A 16,961-nucleotide genomic window follows, 5' to 3' on the forward strand; every position below is an offset into this window, starting at 1 on the left:
GTTCCTCCCGTGTCGTGTTCCTGACTGATGACGCAGCGTGCCATTAACCGCTATTTCAACGGATATCATTGATGCTCTATGGCTATTCCCAGCTAATTCTGGATGGTGCCATCATGACGCTGGAGCTGGCAGCAAGTTCGTTACTGCTGGCACTGGCTATTGGCCTGATTGGCGCGTCGGCGAAACTGTCTTCCAACCGTCTGCTGGCGGGGTGCTTTTCCTGCTATACCACGCTGATTCGTGGCATTCCCGATCTGGTGCTGATGCTGCTGATTTTCTATGGTCTGCAAATAGTCTTAAACGGCGTGACGGAATCGATCGGTCTGGATCAGATTGATATCGATCCTCTGACCGCGGGGATTATTACTCTGGGCTTTATTTACGGCGCGTATTTCACGGAAACCTTTCGTGGAGCCTATCTTGCCGTGCCGCGCGGGCAAATCGAAGCTGCCGTCGCGTTCGGCTTCTCTCCGATGAAGGTGTTCCGCCGTATTCTGTTTCCTTCCATGATGCGTTTCGCGCTGCCGGGTATCGGCAATAACTGGCAGGTGATCTTGAAAGCGACGGCGCTGGTGTCATTGCTTGGCCTGAACGATGTCATTAAGGCGACGCAACTGGCCGGTAAGGGCACACACGAACCGTTTTATTTTGCGCTGGTTGCTGGGGCGATGTACCTGATTTTTACCACCGTTTCTAACGGCGTGTTGTGGTGGCTGGAAAGGCACTATTCGCAGGGAGTCAAAAAAGTAAACTATGAGTGAGATCCTGCAACAATATTGGCAGCCGCTATTGTGGAGCGATGGTTACCGCCTGACCGGGCTGGCGATGACGCTCTGGCTGCTCATTTCTTCGGTGGTTATCGGCGGGCTGATGGCGCTGCCGCTGGCGATCGCCCGTGTGTCGCCGCGACGCCGGTTCAGCTTTCCGGTTTGGCTATTCACCTATGTGTTCCGCGGCACGCCGCTCTACGTACAGCTTCTGGTGTTCTATTCTGGCGTGTATAGCCTGGAGATTGTGCGCGGCACCGACATGCTGAATGCCTTTTTTCGCAGCGGGCTAAACTGCGCCATTTTGGCGCTGGCGCTGAATACCTGTGCGTACACGACAGAGATTTTCGCGGGAGCAATCCGCTCAGTACCTCATGGGGAAATTGAAGCGGCCAGAGCCTACGGCTTCTCCCGCTTTAAGCAGTATCGCTGCATTATTTTGCCAAGTGCACTGCGTATTGCGCTGCCCGCGTATAGCAACGAAGTGATTCTGATGCTGCATTCAACGGCGTTGGCCTTTACCGTAACGGTGCCGGATATTCTGAAGATTGCCCGTGATATCAACGCGGCAACCTACCAGCCGTTTTATGCATTTGGCATCGCGGCGGTTATCTATCTGGCGATTTCGTTTGTGTTAATCGGGCTGTTCAGAAGGGCGGAACGGCGCTGGTTACGTCATCTTTATACCCGTTCATCTCATTAAACGCAGGAAAAAGAGCATGTCGAATAACAAACTGATGGTGACGGAACTGCGTAAACGCTATGGCCAGCATGAGGTACTGAAAGGGATCTCATTACAGGCGAAAGCGGGTGACGTTATTTCAATTATTGGATCGTCCGGTTCGGGAAAAAGTACCTTACTGCGCTGTATTAATTTTCTGGAAAAACCCTGTGAAGGGGCGATTTACGTCAGCGATCAGGAAATTCGCATGGTGCGTGATACTGACGGACAGCTGAAAGTTTTTGATAAAAAGCAGCTTCAGATGCTGCGGACGCGTCTGACGATGGTGTTTCAGCACTTTAACCTGTGGAGCTTCATGACGGCGTTGGAAAACGTGATGGAAGCGCCGGTTCAAGTGTTAGGACTCAGTAAAGCGGAAGCGCGTGAGCGGGCGGTGTTCTACCTGAACAAGGTCGGAATCACCGATTCTGCCCAACAGAAATATCCGTCGGACCTCTCCGGTGGCCAACAGCAGCGCGTTTCCATTGCACGGGCGCTGGCGATGGAGCCGGAAGTCTTGTTGTTTGATGAGCCTACGTCAGCGCTCGATCCCGAACTGGTCGGCGAGGTGTTACGCATCATGCAGCAGCTTGCGGAGGAAGGGAAAACGATGGTGGTGGTGACGCATGAAATGGAGTTTGCCCGTCATGTTTCCAGCCACGTTATTTTCCTGCATCAGGGCGTAATTGAAGAAGAAGGGCCGCCGGATCAGCTGTTCGGGAGCCCGAAAAGTGCACGTTTGCAGCAGTTTTTGTCAGGGGCATTGAAGTAGGTTTTGGGGCTGATGGCTATCAGCCCCATACGTTTCTCTCAGCACTGAGTCAGCTCGGTTTTTTGATGACGTCTTGTAAGGCTTCTTCCAGCTCAAGGAAGCGGAAATTAAAGCCTGCGGCCTCTAACCGCTGTGGAATGGCGCGCTGTCCGCCCAGTACCAGCGTCGAAGCTTCTCCCATCAGTAGTTTGATCGCAAAAGCGGGTGCTCGCAGAAAACCGGGGCGATCTAATACGTGTGCCAGCGTAGCGGAAAATTGTTCATTATGAACCGGGTAGGGCGAAACCATGTTGAAGGGGCCGCTCAGTATCGGCTGGTTCAGCAGATAAATAATGCCGTTCACCATGTCATCAATATGAATCCATGGCATATATTGCTTGCCGGAACCCATCGGTCCGCCAAGCCCGAGGCGGAAGATCGGCAGCATTTTTGCCAGCGCGCCCCCTTGTGCTGAAAGAACAATGCCAGTGCGCAGCAGGCAGACGCGGGTTTTATCGCTTTCGGCGGACTGTGCCAGCGCTTCCCAGCGGGCGCACAGATGATGGGTGAATTCATCGACCGGGGATTCATCTTCCGTGACCAGCGCTTCCCCCTGATCGCCATAATATCCGACAGCGGAACCCGAGATAAAAACGGCCGGTGGCTCACTGCTGGCTTTTATCAGCGTGGTAAGTTGCTCGGTGATATTCCAGCGGCTTTTTGCCAGACGCTGCTTTTGCTGTGGCGTCCACCGTTTGTCGGCGATAGGTTCACCCGCCAGATTGATGACGCCGTCAAAGCCGTTCAGTGAGGTGATATTACTCAACGTGGACCAATATTCCACCTGATTGCCGAGAACGCCTCGAGCGCGCTCCGGATCGCGTGTCAGTACCGTAATGTGATGGGAAAGCTGCTGTAATTGTTGGATAAGATGGCGACCAATAAGGCCGGTTCCGCCGGTTATAAGTAGTTGCATCTCCCCCCTCCCTTTATACTCGTCATACTTCAAGTTTCATGTGCGTTGGCTTCGCTCACTCACCCGAATCACTTACTTGAGTAAGCTCATCGGGACTCCTTCCCTTGCCGCCTTCCTGAAACTCGAATTATTTAGAGTATATTATTTATGCCTTGTGATAACGCAGGGTCATGGAAACCGAATCGGCGTATCGCAGGGCAAACGGTTTATCGACTTCTACTTCAGCATAGGTGATCCATTCGTGATCGCTGGCGATGTTGAGCACATCCTGCGTTAATTTTTCCAGCAAAGCGAAGCGGTTATCTTCCACGTGGCGAATAATGCTTTTGGTGATGGTGCGGTAGTTCAGCGCATCAGCGATATTCTCGCTGTTGCGTGCCTGTTCTGCTGGGTAGTGAATCACAACGTTGATGATCACATCCTGCTTATTCGTGATTTCTTCATCTTTGATACCGATGAAGGTGCGCAGCCGCAGATTTTTTATACGAATAATGGCGTCAGAATAGTGATGTGGCATTGCTCGGCCCTCGGTTGCTTCTGTTACTGCGACTAAACCGCAGCGTCAGGGGGTATCGTTAACGACAATATGTTGATTACCATAGCAGAAGATACCCAAAGGCCGAATGAGATGATGCCAGAATTTTATTGCTCGGCGAGCTGGTAAGCCCGTTGCGTTGCCGGACGCTCACTGATACGCGTATACCATGCCTTCACCGCTGGGTAGTCATCAAGGTCGACGCGCTGGCGAGCATAAGAAACCACCCACGGGTAGGTCGCGATATCGGCGATGCTGTAATTTTCTCCTGCTAGCCAAGTGCTGTCTTGCAGATGTTTATCCAGCACGCGGTACAGGCGTTGCGTCTCCTGCTGATAGCGTTCAATGGCGTAAGGCACTGGTTGAGGCGCGTAGTGGTTAAAATGATGATTCTGCCCCAGCATCGGTCCGAAACCAGCAACCTGCCAGAATAGCCATTGCAGCGTGGCTGTACGCTCACGTAATGAGGTGCTCAGCAGCACGCCGTGTTTTTCCGCCAGATAGAGCAGGATAGCGCCGGACTCAAACAGGCTAATCGGCGTGTCACCTTCCGCAGGCTGCGTATCGACAATTGCGGGAATTTTATTATTAGGCGAGATAGCCAGAAACTCCGGTCGGAACTGTTCGCCTTTGCTGATATTCACGCGGTGGAGCTGGTAGGGGAGATTAGCTTCTTCCAGAAACAGGGTGATCTTGTGCCCGTTAGGGGTTGGTGCGTAATACAGGTCAATCATGAATCAAGTCTCCGTTTTAATTCAGAAAAACATCATGGACTGTATGGCAGGTGATCGCTTCAGAGAGCGACGCGCTGTCAGAATAGCGAATTGAGGAACGGGCTCTTACCCTACCACTTCTGCGCGTGAAAAATAAGCGATGACGCACGCCGTTGAGCGATCTTTACCGGAAGCACGTTGCCAACTTTGGTAGACTACGTCCGATAAAGGATGCGGGTGTTGTAGGTGTAGCATGGTTGATATAAACGCTGTGGAGATAACGATGAAGTTGATGTTTGCGTCCGATATACACGGTTCTCTCAGCGCGACGGATCGCGTGCTGGAGATCTTTGAGCAGAGTCATGCCGACTGGCTTATCTTGCTGGGCGATTTTCTCAATCATGGCCCGCGCAATCCGCTGCCGGAAAAATATCAGCCTGCGGAAGTGGCTGCCCGATTGAACGCCTATGCATCACGCATCATTGCCGTGCGAGGGAACTGCGACAGCGAGGTGGATCAGATGCTGTTGACCTTTCCGATAACGGCACCCTGGCAACATGTGCTATTGCCGCAGAATCGCCTTTTCCTGACGCACGGTCATCTTTATCATCCAGAGAATATGCCGCCGCTACACGCGGGGGATGTATTGGTATATGGTCATACCCATATCCCGGTTGCTGAGCAACGCGGTGAATATTATTTTTTCAATCCCGGTTCAGTGAGCTTGCCGAAAGGGGGATACTCCGCGAGCTACGGTTTACTTGAACAAGGCGAGCTGCGGGTTCTGCCGTTACACGGCGGCGAACCTATTGCACAGGTCGCGATTAGGCACTAATTTAGCGTATACCCTGTTTTTGACCTTGAATAACGGCAAGGCAGCAGGGAAGATTCACAGCAAAGTTCGATCATTTAAAACAGACGCGCGTAGCAACGTGCCAATACTAAAGGGTTTCAGAGGATGGCGGAACAAAGTCAGGCAGCAGGCACAGAGTGGGTTGATATCGTCAATGAAAACAACGAGGTAATTGCTCAGTCAAGTCGTCAGCAGATGCGTGCGCAGAGTCTTCGTCATCGTGCTACTTACATTGTTGTGCATGATGGAATGGGTAAAATTCTGGTGCAGCGCCGGACGAAAATCAAAGATTTCTATCCAGGCTGGCTGGATGCGACCGCCGGCGGCGTAGTGCAAAGCAGTGAGCAAATGCTGGAATCCGCACGTCGTGAAGCGGAAGAGGAGCTTGGCATTGCGGGCGTGCCGTTTGCAGAACACGGCTTGTTCTATTACGAAGGCGAGAATTGCCGGGTTTGGGGCGGGCTGTTTAGCTGCGTCACCCACGGGCCGTTTGCGCTACAGGAAGAAGAGGTTGATGAGGTCAGCTGGCTGACGCCGCAAGAGATCACCGCACGCTGCGATGAGTTTACGCCAGATTCGCTGAAAGCCCTGTCGCTGTGGCTGACGCGCCATAGCGATCAGGAATATGGCAAGCCGATTTCACGTAAGCTGAACGAGGCAGTCGAAGCCGCTGCAACATCTGCTGTTAATGATAAAAACAGTCATGATGAAAACGACAGCAGCGTTGTCACCTCATCAGACGCTGATTCACAGAAATAATACCGCACCTATCTCGCCGCTGCTTTTCCCGCAGCGGCGTCTATTTTTTCCGAATGATGGCCCGCAATTCATCACTCGGGAACATGAATACTCTTCTTGATGTCCTTCAGGTAAATCACGATGGTGAACGTCATGATCACCAGCAAAGCCCACGAACTCCATTTCCCTACGTGAACCATCGACCAGGCTCCGAGCTGTTCCGGATAGCTCCAGATACTGAAAAACGTACTGATGTTTTCAGCCAGCCAGATGAAAAAGCCGATCAGAATAAAGGCCAATGACAGCGGCATTCGTCGTTCTCGATCGTAAGGCGTGAAGATGACGGTGGTGCGTGCATAGAGCCCGACGGCCAGTGCAGCAATGTACCAGCGGTAGTCGCCGATGTAGTGGTGGGTGAAGAAATTGGCATAAATGAGCAGCGCGACCAGCGTTGCCAGCCAGTAGGGCGGGTGATGGCGAATTTTAAGATCGAATAGCCGCCAGGACTGAATGATATAGCTACCGACAGAGGCGTACATGAATCCGGCGAACAGCGGCACACCCAGTACCTTGGTGTAGGCGAAATCAGGGTACGACCAGGAACGAATACCCGATGAGGTTTTAAACACCTCAAGCGCAAAACCCACAAGGTGAAACAGCGTGACGGCTTTTAACTCATCCCAGGTTTCTAATTTGCTGGCAACCATCCATCCCTGAATCAGAATGGCGAATATCAGCAACAAATCATAGCGTGGGATAGAAAACCAGCCAGCTTTCGGCACGCTAAACACGGCAAGAAAGAACAGGCCAACGAAGAGACAGGCGCGGGCTTCTTTGACACCGAAATAGAGAAATTCAATCAAAAAACGGGTTAACCCTTTTGGTGATGAAGGCGTAATCCCTTTTTCCAACTGCTGCTGAAAGTGTTGATCCAATAGTCGTATTACCGTCATCCATAGACCCTGTTTATGGTTATTCTTGAGCCTGCGCGGTGTGGTTTTTTGTGCGGAGAGCAATAAAAAATGCCAGCGCTGAGGCTGGCATAGAAGATAACAGAATTAATCTGAATATATCCGTCATACTTCAAGCTGATTGTGCGTTGGCTGCCTTTACTCACCCCAGTCACTTACTTGAGTAAGCTCCTGGGGATTCGCGCAGTTGCCGCCTTCAAGCAACTCGAATTATTTAGGATATAGATTAGAGCTGTGTAGCCTGAATGGCGGTCAGGGCAACGGTGTAAACGATGTCGTCTACCAGTGCGCCACGAGACAGGTCGTTAACCGGTTTGCGCATGCCTTGCAGCATTGGCCCGATGGAGATCAGGTCGGCAGAACGCTGTACCGCTTTGTACGTTGTGTTACCGGTGTTCAGGTCAGGGAAGATGAACACGGTGGCTTTACCCGCAACTGGCGAGTTCGGCGCTTTGGACTGTGCCACGTCAGCCATGATTGCGGCGTCGTACTGCAGCGGACCATCGATAACCAGATCAGGGCGTTTTTCCTGTGCCAGACGAGTCGCTTCACGCACTTTCTCAACATCGCTACCCGCACCGGAGTTACCGGTAGAGTAAGAGATCATCGCAACGCGTGGGTCGATACCGAAGGCGGTAGCGGAATCAGCAGACTGGATAGCGATTTCAGCCAATTGCTCTGCCGTTGGATCTGGGTTGATGGCGCAGTCGCCGTAAACCAGAACCTGCTCAGGCAGCAGCATGAAGAACACAGAAGACACCAGCGAGCTGCCCGGAGCAGTTTTGATCAGCTGCAACGGCGGACGGATGGTGTTAGCTGTTGTATGAACGGCACCAGAAACCAGACCGTCAACTTCACCCTGTTCCAGCATCAGCGTACCCAGCACCACGTTGTCTTCGAGCTGTTCACGCGCAACCACTTCGGTCATGCCCTTGCTCTTACGTAGCTCAACCAGACGCGCAACATAGCGCTCACGTACGACAATCGGATCGACGATTTCGATGCCTTTGCCCAGTTCTACGCCCTGAGCGGCAGCAACACGCTGAATTTCTTCTGGGTTACCGATCAGCACACAGTGAGCAATACCACGTTCAGCACAGATAGACGCGGCTTTAACGGTACGTGGTTCATCACCTTCTGGCAGAACGATGCGTTTGCCTGCTTTACGCGCCAGCTCGGTAAGCTGATAGCGGAATGCTGGTGGAGACAGACGACGTGAACGCTCAGACTCTGCGCTCAGGGAATCGATCCACTGGGTATCGATGTGGCGTGCAACGTATTCCTGCACTTTCTCAACACGTTGACGGTCATCAGCCGGTACTTCAAGGTTGAAGCTTTGCAGGCTGAGTGAGGTCTGCCAGGTGTTGGTGTTGACCATAAATACAGGCAGGCCAGTCTGGAAGGCGCGCTCGCACAGCTTGGCAATGCTTGGATCCATTTCGTAGCCGCCAGTCAGCAGCAGGGCACCGATTTCCACGCCATTCATGGCAGCCAGACAGGCGGCAACCAGAACATCAGGACGGTCAGCGGAGGTCACCAGCAGTGAACCCGGACGGAAATGTTCCAGCATATGAGGAATGCTGCGTGCGCAGAAGGTTACAGACTTAACGCGACGCGTCTGAATATCACCTTCGTTGACGATACGCGCATTCAGGTGCTTCGCCATATCGATGGCGCGCGTTGCGATCAGGTCAAAGCTCCATGGGATGCAGCCCAATACCGGCAGCGGGCTGTTAGCAAACAGCTGCTTCGGATCGATGTTGGCAACGCTGGCTTTCGTGGAGTCATCAAAGATTTCAGACAGGTCAGGGCGAGTACGTCCCTGTTCGTCTACCGGCGCATTCAGTTTGTTGATGATCACGCCAGTGATGTTTTTGTTTTTGCTGCCGCCGAAGCTGGAGCGCGCCAGTTCGATGCGGTCTTTCAGCTGTGCCGGGGAATCGTTACCCAGCGCCAGTACGAAGACGATTTCTGCGTTCAGTGTTTTGGCGATTTCGTAGTTCAATGCGTTAGCAAACTGGTGCTTACGGGTAGGAACCAGACCTTCAACCAGAACGACTTCAGCGTCTTTAGTATTTTCGTGATAGCGCGCGATGATTTCTTCCATCAGCACGTCTTGCTGGTTGGAGCTCAGCAGAGCTTCAACGCGGCTCATCGCCAGCGGCTCGGCGGCGCTGATGGCGGAATTAGCACGAATAATGGTGGTCGTTTGATCTGGCGTATTGTCGCCACTGCGCGGCTGGGCGATAGGTTTGAACACGCTCAGGCGAACGCCTTTCTGTTCCATGGAGCGGATGACACCCAGGCTGACGCTTGTCAGACCAACGCTGGTGCCAGTTGGGATCAACATGATTATACGGGACACGGCCGAACCTCTTTACGGTTGCTCGTTAGTCAAAAACAACACCGTCAGCCTTGGCTGACGGTGTTGGGAGTTACGTGTTTTACGCGGTCAGACGGTAAGCGTCTTCGGCGATGACCAACTCTTCATTGGTCGGGATAACCAGCGCAGGGCGGGTGCCATCTTTAGCGATGTTGCCTGCTTTACCGAAGCGCGCAGCCAGGTTGCGTTCGTGATCGACGTCAAAGCCCAGCAGGCCCAGTTTTTTCAGCGACAGTTCACGAACCATTGCGGCGTTTTCACCGATACCACCGGTGAAGATGACGGCATCCAGACGGCCTTCCATCAGTGCAGCGTAAGAACCGATGTATTTCGCCAGACGGTGGCAGTAAACGTCCATTGCACGTTTAGCATCTGCTTTCGTCTCGTAGTTATCTTCAACGTAGCGGCAGTCGCTGGTCACTTCAGTCAGACCCAGCAGGCCAGATTCTTTGGTCATCAGGGTGTTGATGCGATCGATATCCATGCCCAGTGCGTCGTGCAGGTGGAAAATCACAGCCGGGTCGATATCGCCGCAGCGCGTACCCATCACCAGACCTTCCAGCGGCGTCAGACCCATAGAGGTGTCAACGCATTCGCCATTACGGATTGCAGTAACGGAACCACCGTTGCCCAGATGGCAAGTGATAACGTTCAGCTCTTCTACTGGTTTGTTCAGCACTTTAGCGGCTTCACGAGAAACAAAGTAGTGGCTGGTGCCGTGGAAGCCGTAGCGACGGATGTGGTTTTCTTTATACAGTTTGTACGGCAGTGCATAAAGGTAGGATTCTTCCGGCATGGTCTGGTGGAACGCGGTGTCGAAAACAGCGACGTTCTTATCAGCCAGGTGCGGGAAAGATTTCAGTGCTTCGTCGATGCCGATCAGGTGCGCCGGGTTGTGCAGAGGTGCAAAAGGTACGGAATCTTTGATACCCTGAAGAACATCATCAGTGATGATCGCGGATTGGGTGAACTTCTCACCGCCGTGAACGATACGGTGACCAATAGCAACCAGTTGAGCTGACAGCTCTGGTTTCTGAGACAGAATGGTATTGACGATGAAGTTCAGCGCTTCGCTGTGAGCTGCACCGGCACCCAGTTCGGCGTCGTGTTTACCGCCGTCCATTTTCCATTTGATGCGGGCTTCAGGCAGGTTGAAACATTCGGCTAAACCAGACAGGTACTCTTCTCCGTTAATCGCATCGATGATCGCGAATTTCAGGGATGAACTACCGCAGTTAAGAACCAGTACTAACTTACTCGACATGGAAGTACCTACTTGTTATACATGGTTAAAAAAATGTCATACAGGGCATAGCGTATCGCATGCCGCCGCTGGCATTTATGATTAACATCATACCTTGGTGTGATACACCAGACACAATGGTGAAATAGGGTCGATACTATGACGTAGGTTATATCGGATAATCGATACAACAACGTGACATCGACCTGATGTAAACCGCAGCTTTTAAAGCGATGGATAACCGCGTTATGGCCGTTGGCTGCGCTTATGTCGCGAAGGGAATTATACTCCTTGCGTGTAGTCATACTACTTTAGGTATACAGCGGCCAAAAGGCCGATCTAGGATACCGATAGCGTAGGCTAAACACAAAATATATTTTAACCTTATCAACTTGAGTTGTTGATTTGTGCAAAAGTTTTATTTTTTATCTGTAAAGTTGAGGTGTGGCTATGGCGACGAAACCAGACAGTAGAATCAGTTGGCTACAGCTACTCCAACGTGGGCAGCATTACATGAAAACGTGGCCAGCAGAAAAGCGGCTGGCACCCGTGTTTCCTGAAAACCGCGTGGCGCAAGCGACGCGGTTCGGTATCCGCATCATGCCACCGCTGGCGGTGTTTACTTTAACGTGGCAGATTGCGCTCGGTGGTCAGCTTGGCCCGGCCATCGCCACCGCGCTGTTTGCTTGTAGCCTGCCGTTGCAGGGGCTCTGGTGGCTTGGTCGCCGTTCTGTGACGCCTTTACCGCCGACGCTGGCACAGTGGTTCCATGAGATTCGCCATAAGCTATTGGAGTCAGGACAGGCATTAGCCCCCCTGGAAGAAGCGCCAACTTACCAAACGTTGGCGGATGTGCTGAAGCGCGCGTTTAACCAGCTTGATAAAACCTTCCTGGATGATTTGTGATCGGCGTCAGGCTGTGTGCGGGTTGATGGCTATTTTGTTCTTTCCCCTGTTTCAAATCAAAGAAGCGGTGGCTACCGCTACCGTGACACGATTCAGTATGCGATTCTGAGGCCAATACCTATTTAGCGATATTGGCTTACCCCAAAAAGGGTTCAGGAGAGCAACATGGAAATGACAAATGCCCAGAGATTGATCCTTTCAAATCAATATAAAATGATGACGATGCTCGATCCCGACAACGCCGAGCGCTATCGCCGGTTACAAACGATTATCGAGCGTGGTTATGGTTTGCAGATGCGCGAACTGGACCGTGAGTTTGGTGAGCTGACCGAAGAGGTTTGCCGCACCATTATTAACATCATGGAAATGCATCATGCCTTGCAGGTGTCGTGGACCAATCTGAAAGATAAGCAGGATTTGGATGAACGCCGCCTGACCTTCCTGGGCTTTGATGCCGCAACGGAAGCGCGCTACCTCGGCTTTGTTCGCTTTATGGTACATGTCGAAGGTCGCTACCCCCATTTTGATGCGGGCACGCATGGGTTTAACGCTCAGACAAAAATGTGGGACAAATACAACAGAATGCTGGCTGTCTGGCAATCCTGCCCACGCCAGTATCACTTGAGTGCGGTTGAGATCGCACAGATCATCAACGCCTGATTAATGAAAAAGGGGCTTTCTGTGGAGTGTAAAGGTTTTCTGTTCGACCTCGATGGTACGCTGGTTGATTCACTGCCTGCTGTAGAACGTGCGTGGATTAACTGGGCAAAGGATCACGATATTGAACCACAGGAAGTGCTGGATTTTATTCATGGCAAGCAGGCAATCACATCCCTGCGTCACTTTCTTCAAGGGCAAAGCGAAGAAACGATTCAACAAGAGTTTGATGCGCTGGAGAAAACTGAAGCGTCTGATACGCAGGGCATTGTTGCCATGCCTGGGGCGAAGGCGCTGTTGGAACGTTTGGATGCACTGGATATCCCCTGGGCGATTGTGACATCCGGTACGGTGCCGATTGCCAGCGCACGTCATCACCGTGGAGAGCTGCCTGCTCCTCGTGTCTTTATTACCGCGGAGCAGGTTGCCAAAGGCAAACCTGCTCCTGATGCTTATCTCCTTGGCGCACAGCAGCTAGGGTTAAAGCCGGAAGAGTGTGTCGTCGTGGAAGATGCGCCCGCGGGCGTACTATCGGGTCTGGCGGCCGGCTGCAAGGTGATTGCGGTGAAGGCTCCTGCGGATACGCCAAAGCTGGATCAGGTCGATCTGATTCTTGATTCGCTGGAGCAGATAGAAATAGAACAATTACCGAACGGCGCGAAGGTACTTCTGCGTCAGTAGGTCGTCTGTAACATAATGACAAAACTGTGACTAAATATGATCAAACCTCGCATCCGCGAGGTTTTTTTATGGCAGACTATCCCTGTCTGCCACCCTTTGGGCCACCGCTGTGCGGTGTTGAAAAATGCGCCTGCATTTTTTATGGCATGCTGAACCTCCACCTCTCAATATGCATTTTTCCGTCAGGGGAACCGTTTTGAATAGCGAACTTCTCTGGGTTTTATCCCTGTTGCTGATCGCCATTGTGTTGTTTACCACCAATAAATTACGCATGGACGTCGTAGCGCTGTTGGTCATTATCGCGTTTGTACTGAGCGGCACGCTGACGCTATCTGAAGCGTTGGTGGGGTTCAGCGATCCTAACGTGATATTGATTGCTGCTCTGTTTGTGATTGGTGAGGGGTTGGTTCGTACCGGCGTGGCTTATCAGGTCGGTGATTGGCTGGTTCGCGTGGCGGGCAGCAGTGAGATGAAGATGTTGATCTTACTGATGGTCACTGTTGCGTTGCTGGGGGCTTTCATGAGCTCCACTGGCGTTGTCGCGATTTTTATTCCCGTGGTGCTGAGTGTCTCCGCACGGATGAAAATTTCCCCCGGAAGGCTGATGATGCCGCTGAGTTTTGCCGGGTTGATTAGCGGCATGATGACGCTGGTAGCGACGCCGCCAAATATGGTGGTGAGCAGCGAACTGATGCGCGAAGGTGTTGCGGGTTTTGGGTTTTTCAGCGTGACGCCGATAGGGATGGTGGTCTTGCTGCTGGGCGTGGCGTATATGATGGTCGCGCGTTACTGGCTTGGCGACGCCGAGACGGCAACAGCAAAAGAGATGTGGAAGAGAAGAACGTTTCGCGATCTAATTCGTGATTACCGGCTGACGGGTAGGGCGCGTCGGTTGGCGATTCGCCCAGGATCGCCTTTTATCGGTCACCGTCTTGATGATTTACGCCTGCGTCAGCGTTTTGGGGCGAACGTGGTCGGGATTGAGCGCTGGCGTAAGTTTCGCCGTGTGATGATCAGCGTGGCGGGAAATACCGAACTTCGCCTGAATGATGTTTTACTGATCGACATGTCGGCCTCTGAGGTGGATTTACGTGAATTTTGCACCGCGCAGCGGCTTGAACCGATGGTGCTGCGCGGTGAGTATTTCTCCGAGCAGGCGCGTGATGTGGGAATGGCGGAAGTCTCGTTGATTCCCGATTCCGAGCTGCTGGGGAAAACGCTGTACGACGTCGGATTTCGTAGCCGCTACGGCCTGAGTGTCGTGGGGATTCGCCGGTCAGGTGAAGCGATGGAAGGTATCCTCGCCGATGAGCCGCTCCAGCTCGGTGATATTCTGCTGGTGATGGGGGACTGGCGCATGATTCGACAGCTACACACGCAGAAAAACGACTTCCTTTTACTTAATCTCCCTGCTGAAGTGGATGACGTTGCGCCCGCGGTAAGTCAGGCACCTCACGCGCTGTTTTGTCTGGCGCTGATGGTGGCGATGATGCTGACGGATGAAATACCGAATGCGGTCGCTGCGTTGATCGCCTGTTTGTTGATGGGTAAATTCCGCTGTATCGACATGGAAAGTGCTTATCGAGCTATTCACTGGCCGAGCATTATTCTTATCGTCGGGATGATGCCGTTTGCGCTAGCGTTGCAGCAAACCGGTGGTGTGGCGCTGATCGTTAAGGGGCTGATGGATGTTGCCGGGAACGCCGGGCCGCATGTGATGCTGGTGTGCTTGTTCGTACTGTGTGCCGTGATCGGTCTGTTTATTTCCAACACGGCGACGGCGGTGCTGATGGCACCCATTGCGATTGCTGCCGCGAAGCAAATGGGCGTGTCGCCTTATCCTTTTGCGATGATCATCGCGATTGCAGCCTCTGCCGCCTTTATGACCCCGGTGTCGTCACCGGTGAATACGTTGGTACTGGGGCCGGGCGGTTATAAATTCGGGGACTTTGTGCGCATTGGCGTCCCCTTTACCGTGCTGGTGATGTTGGTCAGCGTAGTGATGGTACCGTGGCTGTATCCGTTCTGACGGTGTCTTTCCGTTATAGCGGACACTCGTTATAACGGAGAATCCTGACTGATTTCGTCAAGCGACAGGCTAAAGCTGGGCACGAAGACCGTCATGAAATAATCCATTTCCGGGCTGTGGCGCAGCTGCAATGTTTTTTCCAGTCGTGCTTTGGCAAGTGTGAATTCCGCATTGCCGGCGGATAATTCTTCCAGACATTTCAGGTAGGCGCATAGGGCGTCTGCCTGTTTAACGATAGCGCGTTCTTCTTCGCTGGTGTAGTTATCATCCAGCAGCATTCGATAATCCTGCTGGAGTTCTTCCGGCAACATCTCAACCAGTTTCTGCTGTGCAATCTTCTCAATCTTCTTGTACTCATGTGCGATCTGCGCGTTGTAGTACTTGATTGGCGTCGGCATATCACCAGTCAGCACCTCGCTGGCATCATGGTACATCGCCAGCAGCGCGATGCGTTCTGCGTTCAGGTTACCGTCGAATTTACGGTTTTTGATGACTGCCAGCGCGTGGGCGACAAAGGCGACCTGAAGGCTGTGTTCGGAGACGTTTTCCGTGCGCACGTTGCGCATGAGCGGCCAACGGCTGATGAGTTTTAGACGAGATAAATGGGCGAAAAAGTGGCTCTGATTCATGGCGATCTCTCAGACAACAGCGCGGTGAAATAGCAATATCGTGGGCATCTATTGTGGGCACATGCCGGAGATTATGCAAACGGAGGTGAGGTATTCGCCGGGCGGTGATTGCCCGGCGAGGATAGGCTCGATGACTGCTGGGTTATTGGTGATAGTGCCCCAGGAAACGCCCTAATTTGTGGATTGCCATGTCCAGCTCATCAATACGCGGCAGCGTGACGATGCGTACGTGGTCTGGGTAAGGCCAGTTAAATGCGGTTCCCTGAACCAGCAACACTTTTTCCTGCAACAGGAGGTCCAATACCAGTTTTTGGTCGTCGTGGATATTAAAGCGCTTGGCGTCAATGCGTGGGAACATATAGAGCGCGCCGCGTGGTTTTACGCACGATACGCCGGGGATCTGATTGATCAGTTCCCAGGAACGGTTGCGCTGCTCGTACAGGCGTCCGCCGGGCTGAATAAATTCGCTGATGCTCTGATAGCCGCCCAGCGCGGTCTGAATCGCATGCTGCATCGGCACATTCGCGCACAAGCGCATAGAGGCCAGCATTTCCAGCCCTTCAATGTACCCTTTGGCGTGTTTTTTCGGGCCATTGAGTACCATCCAGCCTTGACGGAAACCCGCCACGCGGTAAGTCTTGGAAAGTCCGTTGAACGTGACTGTCAGCAGGTCCGGCGCGAGTGCGGCAATCGAGTGATGCTGCGCATCGTCATACAGAATTTTGTCGTAAATTTCGTCGGCAAAAATGATCAGGTTATGTTCGCGCGCAATCGCCACGATATCCAACAGCAACTCTTTGCTGTAGACCGCACCCGTTGGGTTATTCGGGTTAATGATGACAATACCGCGAGTATTGGACGTGATCTTTTTGCGGATATCATCCAGATCGGGGAACCAATCGGAGGATTCATCGCAGAGATAGTGAACGGCGTTGCCGTTAGACAGGGAAACCGCGGCGGTCCAAAGCGGGTAGTCCGGCGCAGGAACCAGCATTTCATCGCCCGGATTCAGCAGCGCCTGCATGGATTGCACGATGAGTTCGGAAACACCGTTACCAATATAGACGTCTTCAACTGTAATATCGCGCATATCCCGCGCCTGATAGTGCTGAACGATGGCTTTACGGGCGGAATAGAGGCCTTTGGAATCACAGTAGCCCTGTGCGGTCGGCAGGTTACGGATGACATCAACCAGAATTTCGTCCGGTGCCTCGAAGCCGAAAGGGGCAGGGTTGCCGATGTTCAGTTTAAGGACTTTATTACCTTCTTCTTCAAGCCGCTTGGCTTCCTTTAAGACTGGGCCACGGATGTCATAGCATACGTTCTCCAGTTTCTTGGATTTTTCAATCGGAGACATAAATAGTACGAGCCTTCTGCAGAGAGCGCATATTCCCAGACGGAATAGCAT

The 16,961-nt window shown here is 52.6% G+C and carries 17 protein-coding genes; 9 read left to right on the forward strand and 8 right to left on the reverse strand.

What is annotated here, in order from left to right:
- The first annotated feature begins 71 nt into the window (after positions 1–71).
- From MYB54_RS07005 to hisP, 3 genes are read left to right on the forward strand one after another with little or no spacing between them, the layout of a single operon-like run.
- Positions 72–761 (forward strand): histidine ABC transporter permease HisQ, encoded by a 690-nt coding sequence (locus tag MYB54_RS07005; protein ID WP_010285036.1) that lies wholly within the window; start codon positions 72–74, stop codon positions 759–761.
- The gene (locus MYB54_RS07010; protein ID WP_014916041.1) at positions 754–1,470 is read left to right on the forward strand and encodes an ABC transporter permease; all 717 of its coding nucleotides are present in this window, start codon (positions 754–756) and stop codon (positions 1,468–1,470) included. Before MYB54_RS07005 ends, MYB54_RS07010 begins: the two co-directional genes overlap by 8 nt.
- A 16-nt stretch (positions 1,471–1,486) precedes the next feature.
- Positions 1,487–2,260, forward strand: a complete 774-nt coding sequence (hisP, locus tag MYB54_RS07015) for a histidine ABC transporter ATP-binding protein HisP (RefSeq protein ID WP_014916040.1) — start codon at positions 1,487–1,489, stop codon at positions 2,258–2,260.
- Between the two features lie 49 nt (positions 2,261–2,309).
- Here the strand turns inward: hisP and MYB54_RS07020 are convergent, their stop codons facing one another.
- From MYB54_RS07020 to yfcG, 3 genes are all read right to left on the reverse strand, one after another.
- Positions 2,310–3,215 (reverse strand): TIGR01777 family oxidoreductase, encoded by a 906-nt coding sequence (locus tag MYB54_RS07020; RefSeq protein WP_040032343.1) that lies wholly within the window; start codon positions 3,213–3,215, stop codon positions 2,310–2,312.
- A 145-nt stretch (positions 3,216–3,360) separates the two neighbouring features.
- Positions 3,361–3,732, reverse strand: a complete 372-nt coding sequence (gene folX / locus MYB54_RS07025) for a dihydroneopterin triphosphate 2'-epimerase (RefSeq protein WP_010278945.1) — start codon at positions 3,730–3,732, stop codon at positions 3,361–3,363.
- 125 nt (positions 3,733–3,857) lie between these two features.
- Positions 3,858–4,484 carry a GSH-dependent disulfide bond oxidoreductase gene (yfcG, locus tag MYB54_RS07030; protein ID WP_248721713.1) on the reverse strand — a complete coding sequence of 209 codons (627 nt, stop codon included), beginning with the start codon at positions 4,482–4,484 and terminating at the stop codon, positions 3,858–3,860.
- 262 nt (positions 4,485–4,746) lie between these two features.
- Between yfcG and yfcE the strand changes: the two genes are divergently transcribed.
- Entirely contained in the window at positions 4,747–5,298 is a 552-nt protein-coding gene (yfcE, locus tag MYB54_RS07035) for a phosphodiesterase (RefSeq protein WP_248721714.1), read from the forward strand.
- A gap of 123 nt (positions 5,299–5,421) precedes the next feature.
- The gene (yfcD, locus tag MYB54_RS07040) at positions 5,422–6,075 is read left to right on the forward strand and encodes an NUDIX hydrolase YfcD (RefSeq protein WP_248721715.1); all 654 of its coding nucleotides are present in this window, start codon (positions 5,422–5,424) and stop codon (positions 6,073–6,075) included.
- A gap of 71 nt (positions 6,076–6,146) precedes the next feature.
- On the opposite strand, the gene MYB54_RS07045 is transcribed toward yfcD, so the two are convergent.
- The 3 genes from MYB54_RS07045 to ackA all read right to left on the reverse strand — a co-directional run bounded on the left by MYB54_RS07045 (position 6,147) and on the right by ackA (position 10,672).
- Positions 6,147–7,007: a DUF817 domain-containing protein gene (locus MYB54_RS07045; protein ID WP_043901890.1), complete on the reverse strand. Its 861-nt coding sequence runs from the start codon at positions 7,005–7,007 to the stop codon at positions 6,147–6,149.
- Between the two features lie 244 nt (positions 7,008–7,251).
- The gene (pta, locus tag MYB54_RS07050; protein ID WP_014916033.1) at positions 7,252–9,390 is read right to left on the reverse strand and encodes a phosphate acetyltransferase; all 2,139 of its coding nucleotides are present in this window, start codon (positions 9,388–9,390) and stop codon (positions 7,252–7,254) included.
- Positions 9,391–9,469: 79 nt separating this feature from the next.
- Entirely contained in the window at positions 9,470–10,672 is a 1,203-nt protein-coding gene (gene ackA, locus MYB54_RS07055) for an acetate kinase (RefSeq protein ID WP_010278931.1), read from the reverse strand.
- Between the two features lie 429 nt (positions 10,673–11,101).
- On the opposite strand from ackA, the gene yfbV reads away from it, so the two are divergent.
- The 4 genes from yfbV to MYB54_RS07075 all read left to right on the forward strand — a co-directional run bounded on the left by yfbV (position 11,102) and on the right by MYB54_RS07075 (position 14,924).
- Positions 11,102–11,557 (forward strand): terminus macrodomain insulation protein YfbV, encoded by a 456-nt coding sequence (yfbV, locus tag MYB54_RS07060; RefSeq protein WP_039280211.1) that lies wholly within the window; start codon positions 11,102–11,104, stop codon positions 11,555–11,557.
- Positions 11,558–11,722: 165 nt separating this feature from the next.
- Complete coding sequence (locus tag MYB54_RS07065) at positions 11,723–12,217, forward strand: YfbU family protein (protein WP_014916031.1); 495 nt, start codon at positions 11,723–11,725, stop codon at positions 12,215–12,217.
- A gap of 21 nt (positions 12,218–12,238) precedes the next feature.
- On the forward strand, positions 12,239–12,895 hold the full coding sequence (locus MYB54_RS07070; protein WP_075278221.1) for a sugar phosphatase: 657 nt from the start codon (positions 12,239–12,241) through the stop codon (positions 12,893–12,895).
- Between the two features lie 196 nt (positions 12,896–13,091).
- Entirely contained in the window at positions 13,092–14,924 is a 1,833-nt protein-coding gene (locus MYB54_RS07075) for an SLC13 family permease (RefSeq protein ID WP_010278915.1), read from the forward strand.
- A gap of 29 nt (positions 14,925–14,953) precedes the next feature.
- Here the strand turns inward: MYB54_RS07075 and yfbR are convergent, their stop codons facing one another.
- Both yfbR and MYB54_RS07085 read right to left on the reverse strand, forming a co-directional pair.
- Positions 14,954–15,553: a 5'-deoxynucleotidase gene (yfbR, locus tag MYB54_RS07080; protein WP_014916030.1), complete on the reverse strand. Its 600-nt coding sequence runs from the start codon at positions 15,551–15,553 to the stop codon at positions 14,954–14,956.
- 142 nt (positions 15,554–15,695) lie between these two features.
- Positions 15,696–16,910, reverse strand: a complete 1,215-nt coding sequence (locus MYB54_RS07085; protein ID WP_014916029.1) for a pyridoxal phosphate-dependent aminotransferase — start codon at positions 16,908–16,910, stop codon at positions 15,696–15,698.
- Positions 16,911–16,961 lie beyond the last annotated feature (51 nt).

This window comes from Pectobacterium nicotianae, from assembly GCF_023272715.1.
Classification (GTDB): domain Bacteria; phylum Pseudomonadota; class Gammaproteobacteria; order Enterobacterales; family Enterobacteriaceae; genus Pectobacterium; species Pectobacterium brasiliense.